The sequence below is a fragment of the Rhodobacter aestuarii genome (genome assembly GCF_900156655.1).
GTDB lineage: Bacteria > Pseudomonadota > Alphaproteobacteria > Rhodobacterales > Rhodobacteraceae > Rhodobacter > Rhodobacter aestuarii.
The window spans coordinates 607,322-625,863 of record NZ_FTOG01000001.1 but is presented as its reverse complement, the minus strand read 5'-3'; the positions used below and the strand labels follow the sequence as shown (position 1 = coordinate 625,863).

The following is an 18,542-nucleotide window of genomic DNA, read 5'->3' as shown; positions in this document are numbered from 1 at the left end:
CATCATGGATCAGTCCAACCGTTATGCCCGGCTTGACCTGAACGAAGCCGATCTGATTGCTGGCGGGCGCCACGTTCTGTGCGCCTATATCATGAAGCCCAAGGCGGGCTACGGCTATCTTGAAACGGCCGCCCATTTCGCCGCCGAAAGCTCCACCGGCACCAACGTCGAAGTGTCCACCACCGACGATTTCACCCGTGGCGTTGACGCGCTCGTCTATGAGATCGACCCCGATAAAGAGCTGATGAAAATCGCTTATCCGGTCGAGCTTTTTGACCGCAACATCATCGACGGGCGCGCGATGCTGTGCTCGTTCCTGACGCTGACGATCGGCAACAACCAAGGCATGGGCGATGTGGAATACGCCAAGATGCACGACTTCTACGTGCCGCCCGCCTATCTGCGCCTGTTCGATGGCCCCTCGATGAACATTGCCGATATGTGGCGTGTTCTGGGCCGCGACGTGAATGACGGCGGCATGGTCGTTGGCACGATCATCAAGCCGAAACTTGGCCTGCGCCCGCAGCCCTTTGCCGACGCTTGCTATGAGTTCTGGCTGGGTGGCGATTTCATCAAAAACGACGAACCGCAAGGCAACCAAACCTTTGCGCCGTTGAAAGAAACCATCCGTCTGGTGGCGGATGCGATGAAACGCGCGCAAGATGAAACCGGCGAAGCCAAGCTTTTCTCGGCCAATATCACCGCCGATGACCATTATGAAATGGTGGCCCGCGGCGAATATATCCTTGAAACCTTTGGCGAAAACGCCGACCACGTTGCCTTCTTGGTCGATGGCTATGTGACCGGCCCGGCCGCGATCACCACCGCGCGTCGCTCCTTCCCGCGTCAGTTCCTGCACTATCACCGGGCGGGCCACGGCGCGGTGACCTCGCCGCAGTCGATGCGCGGCTACACCGCCTTCGTGCTTTCGAAAATGTCGCGTCTGCAAGGCGCCTCGGGCATCCATACCGGGACGATGGGCTACGGCAAAATGGAAGGCGAAGCGGCCGACAAGATCATGGCCTTCATGCTGACCGATGAGGCCGCGATGGGCCCCTATTACCACCAAGATTGGCTGGGGATGAAAGCGACCACCCCGATCATCTCGGGCGGTATGAACGCGCTGCGTCTGCCGGGCTTCTTTGACAACCTTGGCCACTCGAACGTGATCCAAACCTCGGGCGGCGGCGCCTTTGGGCACCTTGATGGCGGCACCGCGGGCGCGATCTCGCTGCGCCAAGCGCATGATGCGTGGAAAGCTGGGGTCGATCTGGTCACCTATGCCAAAGAGCATAAGGAACTGGCGCGCGCCTTTGAAAGCTTTGCGCATGACTCTGACAAGCTTTATCCGGGCTGGCGCGACGCGCTGGGCGTGGCATAAGCAGCGCACCATCCGGGCGGGGGGAAGCCCCCGCCCCATCCCTTTTGGAGAACCGACATGACCTTCGACCGTTCCATCAAGATCGCGCCGTCGATCCTCTCGGCTGATTTCGCCGATTTTGGCCGTGAAATTCAGGCGATTGAGGCGCAAGGCGCCGATTGGGTGCATGTGGATGTGATGGACGGCCATTTCGTGCCGAACCTCACCTTTGGCCCGCCTGCCGTGGCCGCCTTCCGCAAGCACGTCAAAACCGTGATGGATGTGCACCTGATGATTTCGCCCGTCGATAGCTATATCGACGCCTATGCTCAGGCCGGCGCCGATGTGCTGACCGCCCATGTCGAAGCGGGTCCGCATATTCACCGCACCATGCAGGCCATTCGTGCCGCTGGCATGAAGTCGGGCGTCGCGGTGAACCCCGGCACCCCGATTGAGGCGATCGAGCATATTCTCGACATCACCGACCTTGTTTGCATCATGACCGTGAACCCCGGTTTTGGTGGGCAAAAATACATCGATATGACCGCCAAGGTGCGCAAGCTGCGCGCGATGATTGGCGATCGTCCGGTGCATATTGAGATTGACGGCGGCATGGACCCGAAAACCGCGCCGTTGATGGCGGCTGCCGGGGCCGATGTCTTTGTGGCGGGCTCTGCCGTTTTCAAAGGCGGCTCGGTCTCGACGCCCGAGGTTTATGGTGCCAACATCGCCGCGATCCGCGCGGCCGCGACTGCCGCGCTCTAAGCCAAGGAGAACAGCATGGCCGTCCACGCCCCCATCTGCGATTTCGGTTGGAAAGCCCCGCGCTTCACCCTGCCCGATACCAATGGCAAGCTTTGGACACTCGACGAGATCGGCGGGCCGAAAGGCACGCTGATCATGTTTATCTGCAACCACTGCCCCTATGTTCTGGCGGTGCTGGACCGGCTTCAACCCGAGGCCGAGGCGCTGATGGAGCAAGGGATCGGCGTGGCGGCCATCTGTTCAAACGACGCGGAAACCTATCCCGAGGATGGGTTCGACAAAATGGTGGAAATGGCGCAAGCCCGCGGCTTCAAATTCCCCTATCTGCATGATGAAAGCCAAGCCGTCGCAAAGGCTTACGACGCGATCTGCACACCGGATTTCTTTGGCTTCAACGCCGATTATGAGCTTCAATACCGCGGGCGACTGGATGCCTCTGGCCGAAACCCGGCGCCGGCAGATGCGAAACGCGAGCTTTATGAGGCGATGCAAATGGTCGCCGCGACAGGCCAAGGCCCGCGCGAACAAGTGCCCGCCATGGGCTGCTCGATCAAATGGAAAAGCTGATGCGCCCAGCCCTGATTTTTGACCTTGATGGCACGCTGATCGACTCTGTTCCCGCGATCCATAGCGTCTCGAACGCGGTTCTGGTGGAACGCGGCTACCCCGCGCTCAGCGTAGATGAAGTGCGCGGGTATGTCGGCAAAGGCGCGCCGCATCTGGTGCGCTGCCTGTTGCAAAGCGCGGGACAAGACCCGGACGGGCCGCTTTTTGATGAGATTTATGCCGAGCTGGTAAAACGCTATGAGACCGAGGTGGAGGGCAACACACTTTACCCCGGGGTGCGCGAGGCGCTCGAAACGCTCAAGGCAGAGGGCTACAAAATGGCCGTCACCACCAACAAGCCGCTCGCCCCCGCGCTCGCCGCGATTGCGCATGTGGGCTTGGAGGACATGTTCGATCTTGTGCTGGGCGGCGATAGCCTGCCCACCCGCAAGCCAGACCCGGAAATGGTGCACGAAGCGCAGCGCCGTTTGGGGGCGGAAAAGGCCGTCTATCTGGGCGATAGCGAAGTCGATGCCGAGACCGCGCAAAACGCGGCTCTGCCCTTTGTGCTTTACACCGAGGGCTATCGCAAAACCCCGGTGCACGACATGCCGCACACCGTAAGCTTCAATGATTTCAAAATGCTCCACGGCATAATTGAGAAACTCTCATGCCCCTGAAAGCGCTTATCTTTGATGTGGATGGCACTTTGGCGGAAACCGAAGAGGTGCACCGCCAAGCCTTTAACGAGACCTTCGCCGCGCATGGGCTCGACTGGCATTGGAGCCAAGAAGATTACCGCGAACTTCTGCGCACCACGGGCGGCAAAGAACGGATGGCCAAGCATCGCGCCAGCGTTGGCCGCGGCCCGTCTGACGCCGAAATTGCCGATCTGCACAAAGCCAAAACCGCGCGCTATGTGGAGATCATCGCCTCTGGCGCGGTGCCGCTTTTGCCCGGCGTGCAAGATTTGATCGCCCGCGCCCATGCGGCGGGGCTGCGCGTTGCGATTGCCACCACCACCACCCGCGCCAATGTCGATGCGCTGATCCATGCGACCTTTGGCAAACCGACGACAGCGGTCTTTGAAGTGGTGGCCGCAGGCGATGAGGTGGCGCAAAAGAAACCCGCGCCCGATGTTTACCTGCGCGCGCTTGATCTGTTGGGCCTGCCGCCCGAAGCGTGCATTGCCTTTGAAGACAGCCGCGCCGGTCTGGCTTCGGCGAAAGCGGCAGGCTTGCGCGTGGTGCTCACCCCCTCGGCCTATACCACGGGCGATGATTTTGCCGCCGCCGATTGGTTGCGCGCGGACCTCACGCAAGCGTCACTCCAAGACATCCCCGATCTGCCCTGAGCCGCCCTTGCATCTGCGGCCCCTCTGCGCCATTTTGACGCGATAACGAGGCAGGATGGTGATGGATCTACGGTATCTGGCGCCCGATTTCGCGGTGGCCCCCCAAATCGAGCTTGAAGATGTGGCAAAAGCCGCAGAACTGGGCTTTCGCACGCTGATCAACAATCGACCCGATGATGAAGTGCCCGACGCCCTACAGCATGAGGCATTTCAAGCTGCGGCAGAAGCGGCTGGCCTGCGCTATGTCTTTTTGCCCTATGAGCCGGGTCTTTTGACCCAAGATTTGGTGGACGGGTTTGAAAGCGCGCTAGAGGGGGCCGAGATGCCCGTTCTGGCGTGGTGCCGCTCTGGCACGCGGTCATCACATCTTTGGGCGCTGTCGCAAGCGGGTTTGCGCCCTACCGAAGAGATTCTGCAGGCTGCCGCACAGGCCGGTTATGACCATTCTGCGCTGCTGCCGCTGCTGCGTGGGAAAGCCGCGTCCCGCGCGAAGTTTACGTAAAGATCATCGTGCAAGACTTTGTTTTTGCACGAACTTCAACCGAAAAATAAGATACACTAAACTTATAGGTTTGTGCGACTAAGTGACCGGACGAGGCGGTTTAGCACCGCTTTTTCTTGCCGACATGTCAGGTGCGTGTCACAGTCCTGTTACCAACCACTCTACAGACTAAATCACGCAATGCTTGGGCACCTAGAAAACCTGCTTGCGGTGGAAGATATCGCCGGGCTCTGGTCGCTCCACTGCGATCGGATGGCTAGCTTTGGCTTCGACCGCCTCATCTACGGCTTCACCCGGTTTCGGACGCCGCACATCGAGGGCAACCTTGATGACACCCTCGTTCTCTCCAATCACGACCCAGAATATCTCAAGGCCTTTTTGGGCGATAAGCTGTTCTCGCAGGCCCCGATGGTCAAATGGGCAGCGGAATCAAACGGCGCCCAATCGTGGCGGCTGGTGGCCGAACGCGCAAGCGCTGGCCTGCTCAGCGACGAAGAGAAAAAGGTGATTGCACTAAACCAGCGCTTTGAGGTGCTGGCGGGCTATTCCATTGGTTTTCCAGACACTTCGACACGGGCGAAAGGCGCGATTGGGCTATGCGCTCGCCCAGGGCTAAGCCAAGACGAGGTCGATGCGATCTGGAATGAACATGGTCGCGAACTGTGGGTGCTCAATTCGGTGCTGCATCTCAAGATCAGTTCCCTGCCTTTCCCGGCGCAGCGACGCCCCCTCACTGCGCGCCAGCGCGAAGTGCTCGAATGGGTGAGCGACGGCAAGACAACAGCCGATATTGCGCAGATCATGGGGGTGACTCAGGCCACCGTCGAAAAGCACTTGCGGCTCGCGCGCGAGACGCTGGAGGTCGAAACTACGGCGCAAGCGGTACTGAAAGCCGCGCTACAAAAGCAACTTTTTCTCACAAAATACTGAGACTTAGCCATTCACGGCAGGTTTACGCCCATCCGCGACCTGCGACAAAATGGTAAAGGTATGGTATTCCATACTCGCCAGCGCAGCAAAAATTGGGTTTAGTGTAGGAGTTCCGTGAGTGGTGGCTTCGGCCAGGAACATGAGCGTAGTCGAAGATTGATCCGGCGAAACTCAAACCGGTTTTCCGGAACGGCCCGGGCAGCTTATATTCGCTGTTCCGGGTCGTTTTTTATTTCCCGACAGGAATTTGGTTCACAAAGCCCGCAGCAAACATTTGGGCGTTGTGCCAAAGAAAAACGCCGCCCCGAAGGGCGGCGCCTTTGCCTTGAAGAAGCTGTGGCTTACACGCCAGCCATTTTCGCCACTTCGGCGGCGAAGTCTTCTTCTTTTTTCTCAACGCCTTCACCCACGGCCAGACGCGCAAAGCCGGTGATTTCCACACCCGCTTCGGTCGCGGCTTGCGCCACGGTGATGTCCGGGTTGATGACGAATTTCTGGTTCAGAAGGGTCACTTCTTCCAGGAATTTCTTCATCCGGCCCGGGATGATGTTGTTGTGGATCACTTGCTCGGGCTTCGGCTTCGCGGCGGTGGCGTTTTCTTCCAGCGCTTTTTCGGTCTGCACTTTCAGCTCGCGCGCAACCACGTCTTGATCGAGGCTCGACTCGTCCAGCGCCATCGGCGCGGTGGCGGCGATGTGCATGGCGATTTGCTTGCCAACTTCAGCCGCTTTCGCCGCATCGCCTTTCAGCGCCACGAGCACACCGATTTTGCCCATTTCGGGCGCGGCAGCGTTGTGGACGTAGGAAACGATGGTGTCGCCTTCGAGCACGTGCAGACGGCGGAAGGTCATGTTTTCGCCGATACGGGCGATCGCTTCGCCGATCACTTCGTCAACGGTTTTGCCATTGAGCGCAGCGGCTTTCACCACTTCGACCGATTCACCGGTTTCCAGCGCCACTTTGGCGACATCGCGCACGAGCGCTTGGAAATCGTCGTTTTTCGCAACGAAGTCGGTTTCCGAGTTGATCTCGATGGCAACGCCACGGCCGGTCGAAACGGCCACACCGACAAGACCTTCAGCGGCCACACGGTCGGCTTTCTTGGCGGCTTTCGCCAGACCTTTGGTGCGCAGCCAGTCGATCGCGGCTTCCATGTTGCCGTCGGTCTCGGTGAGCGCTTTTTTCGCATCCATCATGCCGGCGCCAGTGGTGTCGCGCAGCTCTTTCACCATCGCAGCGGTGATCGCCATGGGATTTCTCCTCTGAATTGGGTGAGGGCGGGGTTACCCCCGCCCGATGTCAATTGCGTGACGCGGGGCCCGAGCTTCGGGCCCACGCTGCGCAAAATCAGGCCTCGGCGGCTTCTTCGGCGGGCGCTTCTTCAAGCGCGCCAAGGTCCACACCGGCAGCGCCCATTTGCGCGGTCATGCCGTCAAGGGCAGCGCGCGAAACGAGGTCGCAGTAGAGCGCGATGGCGCGGGCCGCGTCGTCGTTGCCCGGGATCACGTAATCCACGCCTTTGGGCGAGCAGTTGGTGTCAACCACGGCCACAACCGGGATGCCCAGCTTTTGCGCTTCGGCGATGGCGAGGTCTTCTTTGTTCACGTCGATGACGAAGAGCAGGTCCGGCAGGCCGCCCATTTCGCGGATGCCGCCGAGCGACGCTTGCAGTTTGGCCTGCTCGCGTTCCATGCCCAGACGCTCTTTCTTGGTCAGGCCTTCGGCGCCCGACGCCATCACTTCGTCAATGTGCTTAAGACGCGCGATCGACTGGGAAACGGTTTTCCAGTTGGTCAGCGTGCCACCGAGCCAGCGGTGGTTCATGTAGTATTGCGCGCATTTTTCAGCGGCTTCGGCGACGGCTTTCGAGGCCTGACGCTTGGTGCCAACGAACAGAACACGGCCGCCTTTGGCAACGGTTTCACGCACCACGTTGAGCGCGGCGTCCAGCATCGGGACGGTTTGCGTCAGGTCGATGATGTGGATGCCGTTACGGTCGCCATAGATGAACTCCGCCATACGCGGGTTCCAACGTTGGGTTTGGTGACCATAGTGAACGCCAGCTTCCAAGAGCTGACGCATCGAGAAATCAGGAAGCGCCATGTCCATTTCCTTTCCGGTTTGCGCCTGAGCGGAGGAATTCAGGGTTGCCCCCAACCGGTGGACCAAACGGGGATGTCTCCCGCCGCTGGCCCGCCTCCGCCTGTGAAGTGAGCGCCCTTTAGGGCATTGCCAAAGCTATGGCAAGCCCCCTGCCCCAATTTGCGCGACTTTCCTTTGAAATAGGCGTTTCGCAGAGTTTGAAGCGGGCGCGTGCGGCACGCTTTAAGGGTTTTGGAAGGCAAGCTCCAGATGCGCTCTTGCGCCGCGCGCGCATCCATCGCACCAAAGGGCATGACCACGCATCCAGACATTCTTTGTATCGGCTCCGTTTTGTGGGACATCATTGGCCGTGCGCCCTACCACATGCGCGCAGGCTCTGATGTGCCGGGCCGGATCACCCGGCTTCCCGGTGGTGTGGCGATGAATATTGCCATGACGCTCACCCGCTTTGGCCTGCGCCCCGCCATATTGACGGCAATCGGCCGTGATGCGCCGGGCGATGATCTGATCCATGCCGCAGAACTGATGGGGATTGATTGCGGCTACCTCTACCGCTCAGATGACCTTCCGACAGACCGTTATATGGCGATTGAGGGGGCGAATGGGCTGATTGCGGCGGTGGCCGATGCCCATAGCCTTGAGGCGGCAGGCGACAAGATCCTCCGCCCACTGGGGGATGGCCGTTTGGGGGATATGGGCACACCTTGGGCGGGGCTTGTCGCGCTGGATGGCAACCTCACCCAGCATTTGCTTGCCGAAATCGCGCGCTCGCCGCTTTTTGCGCAAGCCGATCTGCGCGTCGCACCCGCAAGCCCCGGCAAGGCGGATCGCTTGGCCCCGCTTCTCACCCACCAAGGCGCGACGCTCTACGTCAATTGCGAAGAGGCGGGGATTTTGTGCCAGCAAGATTTTGATGGCGCTGAAGCCGCAGCCGAGGCGCTTCTGGCGCGCGGCGCGCAGCGTGTTTTGGTGACCAATGGCAGCCAAGCGGCCGCCGATGGTCAAAAAGATCACGGCGTGCTGACCGCCACCCCGCCACCCGTGCTTGTCACCCGTGTGACAGGCGCTGGCGATACTTTCATGGCAGCCCATATCGTGGCCGAGCGCGAGGGGGCCGAACGCCCCGAAGCGCTTTCCCGCGCCTTGGATGCCGCCGCCCGCTACGTTTCCGGAGACAAACACAGATGAAGCCCCTCCCCCTCACCTTCGCGCCCGAGGTTCGCACCGCGCTTGATACTGGCGCGCCCGTTGTGGCCCTTGAAAGCACGATCATCACCCACGGCATGCCTTGGCCGCAAAACTATGAAACCGCAAAACAGGTCGAGGCAGAGGTGCGCGCGGCAGGCGCCACGCCCGCGACCATTGCCATTATGGGCGGACAAATTCACATTGGCCTCACCCCGCAAGAGCTTGAAAAGCTGGCGCAAACGCCCGATGCAATGAAGCTCTCGCGCGCCGATTTGGCGTTTTGTCTGGCGGCGGGCAAAACCGGGGCCACGACCGTCGCGGCAACGATGATTTGCGCACATCTGGCGGGGATTGCGGTCTTTGCCACGGGCGGGATTGGCGGCGTGCACCGTGGCGCGGAAGACAGCTTTGATATCTCTGCCGATCTGGCCGAACTGGGCCTGACCTCGGTCACCGTGGTGGCCGCGGGCGCGAAGGCGATTTTGGACCTGCCCAAAACGCTTGAAGTGCTGGAAACCAATGGCGTGCCGGTGATCGCCTATGGGCAAGAGGAACTGCCCGCCTTTTGGTCGCGCCAATCGGGGCTGAAAGCGCCGCTACGCGCCGACAGCGCCGCCGAGATTGCAGCCGCCCATCTCATGCGGGCCAAGCTTGGCTTGCACGGCGGGCAATTGGTGGCAAACCCGATCCCAACCGAGGCTGAAATCCCGCGCGAAGAGATTGTGCCCGCGATTGAAGCCGCGCTGGCAGAAGCCACCGCGCAAGGCATCGCGGCCAAAGAGGTCACGCCCTTCCTGCTCGCGCGGATTTACGCGCTGACCGAAGGACGGTCTTTGGCGGCGAATATTGCCCTTGTTCTGAACAATGCCCGTCTGGCGAGCGCAATTGCGCGTGAAATCGCCGATGCCCGCAGATGAGCGCATTGCGTTTGCGCAAACGGCTGCCTAACTCATAGGCAGCGCCCCTCCTTTTTTGGATCAAAGATGACCCAACCGAACGAACCCCTTCCGCAGCCTGACCTGCCCCCGCATAAAAAGGGCTTTTTGGCGGGCTTGCGTGCCTCTTTTCTGACCGGGCTTGTGGTGCTGGCCCCCATCGCGCTGACGCTGTGGCTGATGTGGACAATTGCAGGCATGGTGGATGGCTGGGTGCTGCCCTTCATTCCCGCGCATCTGCAACCTGAAACCTACGTTGGCACCAACCTGCGTGGCGTGGGTGTGCTGATCTTCTTGCTCTTCACGCTGATTGTCGGGGCCCTTGCCCGCAACTTCATTGGCCGCGCCATCATTCGTTTTGGCGAGGGGCTGGTGGACCGCACGCCGATTGTGCGCTCGATCTACAATGGCGTGAAGCAAATTGCGGAAACCGTGCTGAGCACCGGGGAGACCAAATTCGACCGCGCCTGCATCATTGAATACCCCCGCAAAGGGCTGCGTGCGATTGCCTTTGTGTCGTCGAAAGCCAAGGGTGAGGTGGCCGCGACCGGAGATGAGGGCGACCCACTCGTTTCCGTGTTTTTGCCGACCACGCCCAACCCGACCTCGGGCTTTTTGCTCTTCGTGCCGGAAAGCGAAATCACCTATCTCGACATGAGCGTGGAAGATGCCGCCAAGCTGGTGATTTCGGCGGGGCTCGTCTATCCGAGCGATAAGAAGATCGTCGAGCAACGCCTTGGTTGGAAAACAGAAAAGAAGATCGTGATCAAGCCGTCGAAAGACACAGAAGCGGCCTAAAGCCCGCGCGATCAGCTTAGTAATCAGGGGGCCTTTCGGCCCCCTTTTTTGATCTTAAAGTGCGGTCCAGCCACCATCGACCGAGATCGTCGTGCCGGTAATTTGCGCCGCCGCATCGGAGCACAGAAACACCGTGGTGCCACCCAATTGCTCGACCGTGGCGAATTCTTTCGAGGGTTGGCGCGTCAGCATCACCTCACGGATCACCGTCTCCCGATCCATGTCGTGCACCTTCATCTGATCGGGGATCTGCGCCTCCACCAAAGGCGTCAGCACATAGCCCGGGCAGATCGCATTGCAGGTGATCGGCTCTTCCGCCGTTTCCAGCGCAACGGTTTTGGTAAAGCCCACCACCCCATGTTTCGCCGCGACATAGGCGGATTTAAAGGGCGATGCCGTCAGCCCATGCGCCGAAGCGATATTGACCACCCGGCCCCAGCCCGCTTTGCGCATCATCGGCAGCGCGGCAGCGGTGGTGTGAAAGGCGGACGACAGGTTGATCGCAATAATCGCATCCCATTTCTCGATAGGAAATTCATCAACAGCGGCAACATGTTGGATACCCGCATTGTTGACCAAAATATCGCAGCGCCCGGCCTGTTCGATCAGCGCGCGGCACTCTGCGCCCTTCGACATATCCGCCTTGATGTAGCGCGCGGTCACGCCAAACTCTTTGCCGATCTCGGCCGCGAGCGCATGATCCTCTTCGCGATCGGTGAAGGAATTGAGCACCACATCCGCGCCCGCTCGCGCCAATTCGCGTGCGACCCCCAAACCAATGCCGGAATTCGACCCGGTGATGATCGCTGTCTTGCCCTTCAGGCTCATTCTTCTCTCCCCATTTCTAAAATCCGTTGAGGAAGAAGTAACCCGGGCGCGGCGTCGCGCAATGGTTTGCCAGCCTTCAGGCATAAAAAAAGACGCCCGCGCAAGGCGGGCGTCAAGTCATGAGGCAGGTTTCATACAGGCAAGAAACCTATCGAGCAGTGAGACCTTTATAATCCTGCCGGGCCTCAGTTCCAAGGGAAAAGTTTGCCTCTGCCCCCGGGTCAGGTTAGCTTGAGCGCTGAAAACACAGGAAAACAAGGATTGTTGCGATGAGGGGATCAGTCTTTTTCCACCGGCTGAGTGCGCTAACTCTGGCCGTATCACCGATTCTCGCAAGCCTTGGCGCGCAGGCTGAGCCCGCGCAGGGAATCGGTCCCGGCGCGGGAATCACCCATGGTATCGCCATGTATGGCACCCCTGCCTTGCCCGAAGGTTTCGCCCATCTGCCCTACGCCAACCCGCAAGCGCCGAAGGGCGGCACCTTGCGGATGGGCGAAACCGGCAGCTTCGATTCGCTCAACCCCTGGGTTTTGGCCGGGCGGCCCGCGCAGGGCATTTCCAGCTATGTGACCGAGTCGCTGATGCTGCGCAGCTATGACGAGCCGTTCACGCTCTACGGGCTTTTGGCCGAAAGCGTGACAACAGACCCCGAGCGGACTTGGGTCGAGTTTACGCTCCGCCCCGAGGCGCGCTTTTCCGATGGCGCCCCAGTCACGGTCGAAGATGTGATTTGGTCATATGAAACGCTCGGCACCGCGGGCGCGCCGCGCTACCAAAATGCGTGGGGAAAAGTCGCCAAAATCGAACAAACCGGCGAACGGAGCCTGCGCATCACCTTTTCTGAACAAAACCGGGAATTGGCGCTGATCATGGGGCTGCGCCCGGTTCTGGAAAAAGCTCAGTGGCAAGGCCATGATTTCGCAACAGAAACGCAGATGATCCCGGTGGGGTCTGGGCCTTACGTGATCGACAGGGTCGATATGGGCCGTGTGATCACACTTAAACGCAACGCCGATTGGTGGGCCAAAGATCTGCCCCTGACGCAAGGGCTACAGAACATCGACACGCTGCGATGGGACTATTTTGGCGACCCGAATGCGATGTTTGAGGCGTTTAAGGCCGGCGATCTGGACCTTTATCGCGAAGGGAACCCGGTCAAATGGGCGCGCGATTACACCTTCCCGGCCATGACCGAAGGCCTTGTCGTTAAAGAGGAAATTCCCCGCGCGACGCCTTCGGGCATCAAGGGGCTGGTGATGAACACGCGCAAACCGATTTTTGCCGATTGGCGCGTGCGCGAGGCACTGATCCGCGCTTTCAACTTTGAATTCATCAACACGACGCTGACAGGGGGTGTGGAACCGCGCATTTCCTCTTACTTTGGCAATTCACCGCTCGCCCTGCAACCCGGCCCAGCCAGCGAAAAAGTCGCGGCTTTGCTAGAACCCTTTAAGGCTGAACTTTTTCCCGGAACGGTTGAAGGCTATGCATTCCCTGCATCTGATGGTTCACCATCAAACCGTCGCAATGCCCGCGCCGCGTTAAAGCTGTTGGCCGAGGCGGGTTGGGAGGCGGATGCCGCAGGCGTGCTGAAAAACGGCGAAGGCACCCCCTTCACCTTTGAAATTGTGCTGCCACAAGGCTCAGAGGCGCAAACCATCGTTGATATCTATGTGGAAGCGTTGCGGCCCTTGGGCATCTTCCCAACCATCACAGTGGTGGATGATGCCCAATTTCAGGCCCGCAAAAATGGCTATGACTTTGATATGACATGGTTTTGGGTGGCAACCTCGCTATCGCCAGGCAATGAGCAATATCTTTATTGGGGATCGCAAGGCGTCACAGAACCCGGTTCACGCAATCTTATGGGCATGAACTCCCCGGCCGCTGAGGCGATGATTGCCGCGATGCTCGATGCGCGCGACACGGACGATTTCACCGCAGCGGTGCGCGCGCTCGACCGTGTCTTGACCGCCGGGCGCTATGTCATTCCGGTTTGGTTTTCGCCGGTTTCGCGCGTGGCCCATACGCGGAACCTTCACAGCCCCACGGTTGTTCCGCTATACGGAGATTGGCCGGGCGTAACGCCCGATGCTTGGTGGATTGAGGCAGAGCAATGAAAAGATTGATCCTTTTGGCCGCAATGGCGCTCACACTCACCGGATGCAACACCGTTGCAGGCATCGGTGACGATGTCTCGGGCGTGGCGCGCACGGTGCAAAGCTGGTTCTAGAAACCGCGCAGCGCGCCCACTGATTTCCCTTTTCACGCCGCGTTTTACGGCGCAAGATCGGTCTGTCCGAAGGCCGTGCGATCAAGGAGAGAGCCATGAAATGGCATCATGTTCAGGAAAATTGGCCCGCGTTTTACGAGGCTATCATCGACCGCTGGCCTGAGGCCGAAGAAGCCGAGCTTGACGAAATTGACGGCGATCAGCGCGCTTTCATCGCCTATATCACGCAAATCACCGAGCAAGAACCCGAAGAGGCGCGCGCGGAAATTCGCGAGTGGCTGACGGGCGAGCTTCCCTCGGATGTTGTGATGGACCCGCGCCACGACAATCACTCGATCGCGCTGAGTCAGAAATACGTCCCCGATGGCGAGGATGAATATGACGATGATTCCCGTTTTGGCGATGACAGTTAAATGAATATCGGCGCGCAAGGCTTTGGTTTTGCGCGCTTATGCCTCATTCGAGCGAAGTGACCCAAAGCACCGTCGCATCCTCTGTGCTGATCGAAATCAGATTGTGGCCCATCGTCGCATCGTAATAAGCACTGTCACCGCGGCGCAGGTCGACAGGTTCATGAAATTCGGTGAAAAGCCGCACGATCCCGGTCAAAACCAGCAAAAATTCTTCGCCGTCATGGCGCACCCACCCCGCGAATTCCTCAAAGCTGCGGGCACGTATGCGCGCGCGATACGGCAGCATTTTCTTCGGTTTGATCCCTGCGGCGAGCAATTCATGCTCATAGGTCGTGGTCGGATGCGTCAGCCCCTCGCCCGCCTTGGTGACCAAAATCCGGCCCGCAGCATCGGCCTGCGCGGGCGGGGTAAACAATTGCGGCACCGTGATTTCTAGCCCTTCGGCAAGCTTGCGCAGCACATCATAGGTGGGCGACATCTGGCCGTTTTCGATCTTGGAAAGGGTCGAGCGGGCCAGCCCCGTGGCGCTTGCAGCGCGCTCCAGTGTCCAGCCGCGCGCGCGGCGCAATTCCCGCAGCCGATGGCCCAAATCGACCGGCTCGGCGCGTTCCTCCGCCCCGTTTTCGCGCGCGATACGAATGAGCCGTGTCTCGTCTCGTTCTCCCATCGCGCCCTCCGCTTGCAACACATCCTCTCGCGGCGTAGCAGGGGGCATGCTGTCTGTCCATGTATCCTCTTTCCCCGCTCCGCCGGCTGCCTTCAACATGGCAGCCCATGTGCTGGCCCATGCCGACCGGCTGGCCGAGAAATCTGCGCTGCAAATCTTGCGCCCCACAGGGGCCGAGCGGTGGTCTTACGGCCGTCTTGCCGCTGCCGTGCGCGGCGCAGGCACGGGGCTGTTGCAAGCGGGGCTTCAGCCTGGGAACCGGGTACTTTTGCGGCTCGGCAACACGCCCGAATTTCCGGTGGCCTTTTTGGGGGCAATCACAGCGGGGCTCGTACCGGTACCGACCTCGGCGCAGTTGACGGAAGAAGAGATCACCAAGATGGCCGCGCAAATTACCCCGGCGGCGGTGATTGCCGGCGAAAGGATTGCGCTGCCCACGCGCGCCACCAAGATCATCCCCGAGGCGGAGCTGCGTGGCTATGAGGCGCTGCCGCCGTGCGATTATCGGATGGGCGCGCCCGATGAGCTCGCCTATATCGTTTTCACCTCCGGCACCTCTGGAACCGCCCGCGCGGTGGCCCATGCGCATCGCGCAATTTGGGCGCGGCAGATGATGCATGCGGGCTGGTATGGTTTGGACGAAACTGATCGGCTTTTGCACGCGGGCGCCTTCAACTGGACCTATACTTTGGGCACCGGATTGATGGATCCGTGGTCGGTTGGGGCCACAGCGCTGATCCCGGCCGATGGCGTTGCACCTGCTACATTGCCATTGTTGCTCAAGCGGTTTGATGCGACGATCTTTGCAGGCGTGCCAGGTGTTTACCGGCAGATGTTGAAGCAACACCCAAAGCTCGACCTGCCCAAATTGCGGCACGGATTGAGTGCGGGGGAAGCGCTGCCTGCGCTCACCCGCGCCCATTGGGCAGAGGCAACAGGCACGGCGATTTATGAAGCGCTTGGCATGTCGGAATGCTCGACCTTCATCTCGTCTTGCCCCGACCATCCCGCCCCCGAAGGCGCGATGGGCTGGCCGCAACCGGGCCGCCATATCGCCGTATTGGGCGAGGATGGCGCGCCCGTCCCGCGCGGCGCGCCCGGCGAATTGGCGGTGCATCGCAGCGACCCGGGCCTGTTCCTGACCTATGTGAGCGCTGAGACCGAAGCCCGCGCCAAATTCACCGAAGATGGCCAATGGTTCCGCACCGGCGACATGGTGCGGATGACGCCCGAAGGCGCGATCGCCTATCAGGGCCGCGATGATGATATGATGAACGCGGGCGGCTTCCGCGTCAGCCCGCTTGAAGTGGAGGCCACAATGACCACCTGCGCGGATGCGGGCGAGGTTGCGGCGGTGGAATTGCGGATCTCGGAAGAGACATCGCTCATCGCCTTGGCCTATACCGGCACGGCCTGCGCCGAGGATTTGGCCGCCCATGCAAGCACGCATCTGGCGCGTTACAAGCAACCTCGGATCTTTCAACATTTCGACCAATTGCCGCACAATCGCAATGGAAAGATCGACCGCAAAAGCCTGCGCAACAGCTGGCCAGAACTTGAACCACGGGGCACAACCAAATGATCACGCTTGATATTTTTGCCGATCCCACTTGCCCGTTTTGTTACCTTGGCAAAACCTATCTGGACCGCGCGCTAGAGACACGCCCCAATCATCCTTTTGCGATTGAATGGCATCCGTTCGAAATCAACCCAAGTCTGCCGCCCGACGGGATGGACCGGGGCGCATGGTTGATTGCGCGGTTCGGCCCCGCCGAAGCGAAGCGCGTGGACGTTCCGATAATCGAGGCTGCACAGGCGACGGGGGTGGCGATGAACCTGCCCGCAATCACCCGCATGCCCAACACTCGCGATGCGCAGCGGCTATTGCATTGGGCGGGGATCGAGGGGCGGCAAAGCCCGGTGATGGCGGCGCTGATGCGCGCCTATTGGCGCGAGGGGCGCGATATCGGCGCACCCGAGGTGCTAAGCGACATCGCCACCCAAGCCGGGCTTGATGGTGCGGTGATCGCACGACTGCTGGATACAGAGGCCGATGCCGATACCGTGGCGAACCGCGAAGCGCATGCCCGCGAACGTGGTATTACTGCCGTGCCGAGCTTTATCATCGCCAATCAGCATGTTGTGACGGGTGCACAGAGTACGGAATTCTGGCAAAACGTCATTGACGAAATCTCCGCCGCCTGATCCGGCTCAGCCCGCCCGAAAGGCCCAAAATGACTGACAAAACACCCGCGGCGGAGACCGAAATCCGCCGCCTGCCCGTTTGGGAATTTACCGCGATGATGGCGCTTTTGGCCGCCACCGTTGCCTTTTCCATTGATGCGATGCTGCCCGCGCTGCCCGAAATTGCGCAGTCACTTAGCCCCGAGGCGGTGAACCGAGCGCAACTTGTGCTGACCGCTTTCGTGGCGGGTATGGGGGTCGGCACCTTCCTGACAGGGCCGCTTTCGGATGCCATCGGCCGCAAGCCCACGCTGCTGATTGGGGCGGTGTTTTTCATCATTGGTGCCTTTATCGGCGCACAGGCACAAAGCCTCGAAGTGCTTCTAGCGGCACGGTTTTTACAAGGTTTTGGCGCCGCCGCCCCGCGCATTGTGCCGATGGCTTTAGTGCGCGATTTGTTTGCCGGGCGCGAAATGGCAAAGGTCACGGCCTTTATCATGATGGTTTTCATTTTGGTGCCCGCGCTCGCCCCCTCGGCCGGGCAGATGATCATCGGTTTTGCCGGATGGCGCGGCGTCTTTTACGCCTTCATCCTATTTGCGATCATTGGCCTCACATGGCTGAGCCTGCGCCAACCCGAAACGCTTGCGAAAGACAAACGCCGCCCGCTGCACCCGACCTATTTGCTTGCAGGGGCGAAAGAGGTTTTGGGCAACCGCGAGGTGCGGCTTTACATCTTGGTGCTGACGCTCGGCTTTGGGCAGATGTTCGCCATGCTTTCGAGTGCGCAGCAGATCTTTGCCGCTTTCGACGTGGTCGAAAGCTTCCCACGCTGGTTTGCACTGATGGCGGTGATTGCTGGCACCGGCAATGCGTTCAACGCGTTTTTCGTGATGCGGCTAGGCATGAAGCGGATCGTGCGCGGGGCCTATTTGCTGCAAGTGGGCTCTTCCGCCACGATGCTGATCTTGATCCTGACCGGGGCCGTGAACCCGCCCACAGGCTTTGTGTTCCTGTTTTTCTGGTCGATCACCGTGTTCATGATGGCGGGGATCACCTTTGGCAACCTGAACGCGCTGGCGATGCAACATATGGGGCATTTGGCGGGGATGACGGCCTCGGTCGTCTCCGCGATTTCGACCGTCGGCGCTGTGGTGATTGCGGTGCCGATTGGGCTGATGTTCAACGGCACACCGCTGCCTTTGGTGATTGCGACGCTCACCTGTTCGGGGCTGGCGTTCCTGATTATGGGTTACACTGACGACCCGAGCTAAGCGCACCAGACATGAAAGAAAAACGGCGCGATCCAGTTAAGGACCGCGCCGTAATGCATTTTAAACACGCAACTTTTTAGAACTCACTCAAGGCGCAGCATCATCTGACGGACGCGCTCTTCAAGTTGTTCCATCCGGGCTTGCGTCGCATGCAAGTCTTCGGTCAGACGTTCCAATTCTGCCTCGGCTTGGGCCGCATCATGCGGCGCCGGAATGCCCGGGCCTTCGCCTGTCAGCAGCCAAGCGAGCGACACCCCCAGCATGCCCGACAGCATCTGGATCTGGTTGGCGCGCGGCATCGCCGAGTCATCCTCCCAGCTGTCATAGATATCGGGCGCCACGCCCAGTTTTTCGGCCAGCGAGGCGCGGCTGTGCATTGCGGCATCACGCGCCGCAGACAACCGGTCCCCAAACGTGGCTACCGCCTCGTCAAACCAATGATCGGGATCTTCCGCGTCCATT

21 protein-coding genes are annotated in these 18,542 nt (G+C 60.1%); 16 read left to right on the top strand and 5 right to left on the bottom strand.

Features of this window, described 5'->3' with window-relative positions:
• Positions 1-4 precede the first annotated feature (4 nt).
• The 7 genes from BW967_RS02910 to BW967_RS02880 all read left to right on the top strand — a co-directional run bounded on the left by BW967_RS02910 (position 5) and on the right by BW967_RS02880 (position 5,457).
• Positions 5-1,381, top strand: a complete 1,377-nt coding sequence (locus BW967_RS02910) for a ribulose-bisphosphate carboxylase (protein ID WP_076483499.1) — start codon at positions 5-7, stop codon at positions 1,379-1,381.
• 57 nt (positions 1,382-1,438) lie between these two features.
• A complete protein-coding gene (gene rpe / locus BW967_RS02905) occupies positions 1,439-2,125 on the top strand; it encodes a ribulose-phosphate 3-epimerase (RefSeq protein WP_076483498.1) in 687 nt (228 codons plus the stop codon).
• A gap of 15 nt (positions 2,126-2,140) precedes the next feature.
• Entirely contained in the window at positions 2,141-2,692 is a 552-nt protein-coding gene (locus tag BW967_RS02900) for a thioredoxin family protein (protein ID WP_076483497.1), read from the top strand.
• Positions 2,692-3,351, top strand: a complete 660-nt coding sequence (gph, locus tag BW967_RS02895) for a phosphoglycolate phosphatase (RefSeq protein WP_076483496.1) — start codon at positions 2,692-2,694, stop codon at positions 3,349-3,351. Before BW967_RS02900 ends, gph begins: the two co-directional genes overlap by 1 nt.
• Positions 3,342-4,025: an HAD family hydrolase gene (locus BW967_RS02890; protein WP_076483495.1), complete on the top strand. Its 684-nt coding sequence runs from the start codon at positions 3,342-3,344 to the stop codon at positions 4,023-4,025. The genes gph and BW967_RS02890 overlap by 10 nt, the downstream gene beginning before the upstream one ends.
• Positions 4,026-4,086: 61 nt before the next feature.
• The gene (locus tag BW967_RS02885; protein WP_076483494.1) at positions 4,087-4,527 is read left to right on the top strand and encodes a TIGR01244 family sulfur transferase; all 441 of its coding nucleotides are present in this window, start codon (positions 4,087-4,089) and stop codon (positions 4,525-4,527) included.
• A gap of 180 nt (positions 4,528-4,707) precedes the next feature.
• Positions 4,708-5,457 (top strand): LuxR family transcriptional regulator, encoded by a 750-nt coding sequence (locus tag BW967_RS02880; RefSeq protein WP_076483493.1) that lies wholly within the window; start codon positions 4,708-4,710, stop codon positions 5,455-5,457.
• 341 nt (positions 5,458-5,798) lie between these two features.
• Here the strand turns inward: BW967_RS02880 and tsf are convergent, their stop codons facing one another.
• Both tsf and rpsB read right to left on the bottom strand, forming a co-directional pair.
• Complete coding sequence (gene tsf / locus BW967_RS02875) at positions 5,799-6,707, bottom strand: translation elongation factor Ts (RefSeq protein WP_076483492.1); 909 nt, start codon at positions 6,705-6,707, stop codon at positions 5,799-5,801.
• Between the two features lie 97 nt (positions 6,708-6,804).
• Positions 6,805-7,566, bottom strand: a complete 762-nt coding sequence (rpsB, locus tag BW967_RS02870) for a 30S ribosomal protein S2 (protein ID WP_076483491.1) — start codon at positions 7,564-7,566, stop codon at positions 6,805-6,807.
• Between the two features lie 285 nt (positions 7,567-7,851).
• On the opposite strand from rpsB, the gene BW967_RS02865 reads away from it, so the two are divergent.
• From BW967_RS02865 to BW967_RS02855, 3 genes are all read left to right on the top strand, one after another.
• Complete coding sequence (locus tag BW967_RS02865; protein ID WP_076483609.1) at positions 7,852-8,748, top strand: PfkB family carbohydrate kinase; 897 nt, start codon at positions 7,852-7,854, stop codon at positions 8,746-8,748.
• The gene (locus tag BW967_RS02860; RefSeq protein WP_076483490.1) at positions 8,745-9,665 is read left to right on the top strand and encodes a pseudouridine-5'-phosphate glycosidase; all 921 of its coding nucleotides are present in this window, start codon (positions 8,745-8,747) and stop codon (positions 9,663-9,665) included. The genes BW967_RS02865 and BW967_RS02860 overlap by 4 nt, the downstream gene beginning before the upstream one ends.
• Positions 9,666-9,731: 66 nt before the next feature.
• On the top strand, positions 9,732-10,481 hold the full coding sequence (locus BW967_RS02855; protein ID WP_083951874.1) for a DUF502 domain-containing protein: 750 nt from the start codon (positions 9,732-9,734) through the stop codon (positions 10,479-10,481).
• A 54-nt stretch (positions 10,482-10,535) separates the two neighbouring features.
• Here BW967_RS02855 and BW967_RS02850 read toward each other — a convergent pair whose 3' ends face one another.
• Positions 10,536-11,309, bottom strand: a complete 774-nt coding sequence (locus BW967_RS02850) for a 3-hydroxybutyrate dehydrogenase (protein WP_076483489.1) — start codon at positions 11,307-11,309, stop codon at positions 10,536-10,538.
• Positions 11,310-11,578: 269 nt separating this feature from the next.
• Here BW967_RS02850 and BW967_RS02845 point away from each other — a divergent pair, with 269 nt between their 5' ends.
• The 3 genes from BW967_RS02845 to BW967_RS02835 all read left to right on the top strand — a co-directional run bounded on the left by BW967_RS02845 (position 11,579) and on the right by BW967_RS02835 (position 13,955).
• Positions 11,579-13,429, top strand: a complete 1,851-nt coding sequence (locus BW967_RS02845; RefSeq protein WP_175610410.1) for an extracellular solute-binding protein — start codon at positions 11,579-11,581, stop codon at positions 13,427-13,429.
• Positions 13,426-13,542, top strand: a complete 117-nt coding sequence (locus tag BW967_RS02840; protein ID WP_076483487.1) for a lipoprotein — start codon at positions 13,426-13,428, stop codon at positions 13,540-13,542. Before BW967_RS02845 ends, BW967_RS02840 begins: the two co-directional genes overlap by 4 nt.
• A gap of 95 nt (positions 13,543-13,637) precedes the next feature.
• Positions 13,638-13,955, top strand: a complete 318-nt coding sequence (locus BW967_RS02835) for a hypothetical protein (protein WP_076483486.1) — start codon at positions 13,638-13,640, stop codon at positions 13,953-13,955.
• Between the two features lie 43 nt (positions 13,956-13,998).
• Here the strand turns inward: BW967_RS02835 and BW967_RS02830 are convergent, their stop codons facing one another.
• A complete protein-coding gene (locus tag BW967_RS02830) occupies positions 13,999-14,622 on the bottom strand; it encodes a helix-turn-helix domain-containing protein (protein ID WP_076483608.1) in 624 nt (207 codons plus the stop codon).
• Positions 14,623-14,668: 46 nt separating this feature from the next.
• Between BW967_RS02830 and BW967_RS02825 the strand changes: the two genes are divergently transcribed.
• The 3 genes from BW967_RS02825 to BW967_RS02815 are packed head-to-tail and all read left to right on the top strand — an operon-like array spanning position 14,669 to position 18,080.
• Entirely contained in the window at positions 14,669-16,204 is a 1,536-nt protein-coding gene (locus BW967_RS02825; protein WP_076483485.1) for a class I adenylate-forming enzyme family protein, read from the top strand.
• On the top strand, positions 16,201-16,827 hold the full coding sequence (locus BW967_RS02820) for a DsbA family oxidoreductase (protein ID WP_076483484.1): 627 nt from the start codon (positions 16,201-16,203) through the stop codon (positions 16,825-16,827). Before BW967_RS02825 ends, BW967_RS02820 begins: the two co-directional genes overlap by 4 nt.
• Before the next feature lie 29 nt (positions 16,828-16,856).
• A complete protein-coding gene (locus tag BW967_RS02815) occupies positions 16,857-18,080 on the top strand; it encodes a multidrug effflux MFS transporter (protein WP_076483483.1) in 1,224 nt (407 codons plus the stop codon).
• An 83-nt stretch (positions 18,081-18,163) separates the two neighbouring features.
• Here the strand turns inward: BW967_RS02815 and BW967_RS02810 are convergent, their stop codons facing one another.
• A complete protein-coding gene (locus BW967_RS02810) occupies positions 18,164-18,541 on the bottom strand; it encodes a helix-turn-helix domain-containing protein (protein ID WP_076483482.1) in 378 nt (125 codons plus the stop codon).
• Between the last annotated feature and the right edge of the window lies 1 nt (position 18,542).

Bases quoted from the DNA above. Each gene is read 5' to 3' on its own strand.
- BW967_RS02910 (WP_076483499.1), top strand. From the start codon at position 5: ATGGATCAGTCCAACCGTTATGCCCGGCTTGACCTGAACGAAGCCGAT.
- rpe (WP_076483498.1), top strand. From the start codon at position 1,439: ATGACCTTCGACCGTTCCATCAAGATCGCGCCGTCGATCCTCTCGGCT.
- BW967_RS02900 (WP_076483497.1), top strand. From the start codon at position 2,141: ATGGCCGTCCACGCCCCCATCTGCGATTTCGGTTGGAAAGCCCCGCGC.
- gph (WP_076483496.1), top strand. From the start codon at position 2,692: ATGCGCCCAGCCCTGATTTTTGACCTTGATGGCACGCTGATCGACTCT.
- BW967_RS02890 (WP_076483495.1), top strand. From the start codon at position 3,342: ATGCCCCTGAAAGCGCTTATCTTTGATGTGGATGGCACTTTGGCGGAA.
- BW967_RS02885 (WP_076483494.1), top strand. From the start codon at position 4,087: ATGGATCTACGGTATCTGGCGCCCGATTTCGCGGTGGCCCCCCAAATC.
- BW967_RS02880 (WP_076483493.1), top strand. From the start codon at position 4,708: ATGCTTGGGCACCTAGAAAACCTGCTTGCGGTGGAAGATATCGCCGGG.
- tsf (WP_076483492.1), bottom strand. From the start codon at position 6,707: ATGGCGATCACCGCTGCGATGGTGAAAGAGCTGCGCGACACCACTGGC.
- rpsB (WP_076483491.1), bottom strand. From the start codon at position 7,566: ATGGACATGGCGCTTCCTGATTTCTCGATGCGTCAGCTCTTGGAAGCT.
- BW967_RS02865 (WP_076483609.1), top strand. From the start codon at position 7,852: ATGACCACGCATCCAGACATTCTTTGTATCGGCTCCGTTTTGTGGGAC.
- BW967_RS02860 (WP_076483490.1), top strand. From the start codon at position 8,745: ATGAAGCCCCTCCCCCTCACCTTCGCGCCCGAGGTTCGCACCGCGCTT.
- BW967_RS02855 (WP_083951874.1), top strand. From the start codon at position 9,732: ATGACCCAACCGAACGAACCCCTTCCGCAGCCTGACCTGCCCCCGCAT.
- BW967_RS02850 (WP_076483489.1), bottom strand. From the start codon at position 11,309: ATGAGCCTGAAGGGCAAGACAGCGATCATCACCGGGTCGAATTCCGGC.
- BW967_RS02845 (WP_175610410.1), top strand. From the start codon at position 11,579: ATGAGGGGATCAGTCTTTTTCCACCGGCTGAGTGCGCTAACTCTGGCC.
- BW967_RS02840 (WP_076483487.1), top strand. From the start codon at position 13,426: ATGAAAAGATTGATCCTTTTGGCCGCAATGGCGCTCACACTCACCGGA.
- BW967_RS02835 (WP_076483486.1), top strand. From the start codon at position 13,638: ATGAAATGGCATCATGTTCAGGAAAATTGGCCCGCGTTTTACGAGGCT.
- BW967_RS02830 (WP_076483608.1), bottom strand. From the start codon at position 14,622: ATGGGAGAACGAGACGAGACACGGCTCATTCGTATCGCGCGCGAAAAC.
- BW967_RS02825 (WP_076483485.1), top strand. From the start codon at position 14,669: ATGCTGTCTGTCCATGTATCCTCTTTCCCCGCTCCGCCGGCTGCCTTC.
- BW967_RS02820 (WP_076483484.1), top strand. From the start codon at position 16,201: ATGATCACGCTTGATATTTTTGCCGATCCCACTTGCCCGTTTTGTTAC.
- BW967_RS02815 (WP_076483483.1), top strand. From the start codon at position 16,857: ATGACTGACAAAACACCCGCGGCGGAGACCGAAATCCGCCGCCTGCCC.
- BW967_RS02810 (WP_076483482.1), bottom strand. From the start codon at position 18,541: ATGGACGCGGAAGATCCCGATCATTGGTTTGACGAGGCGGTAGCCACG.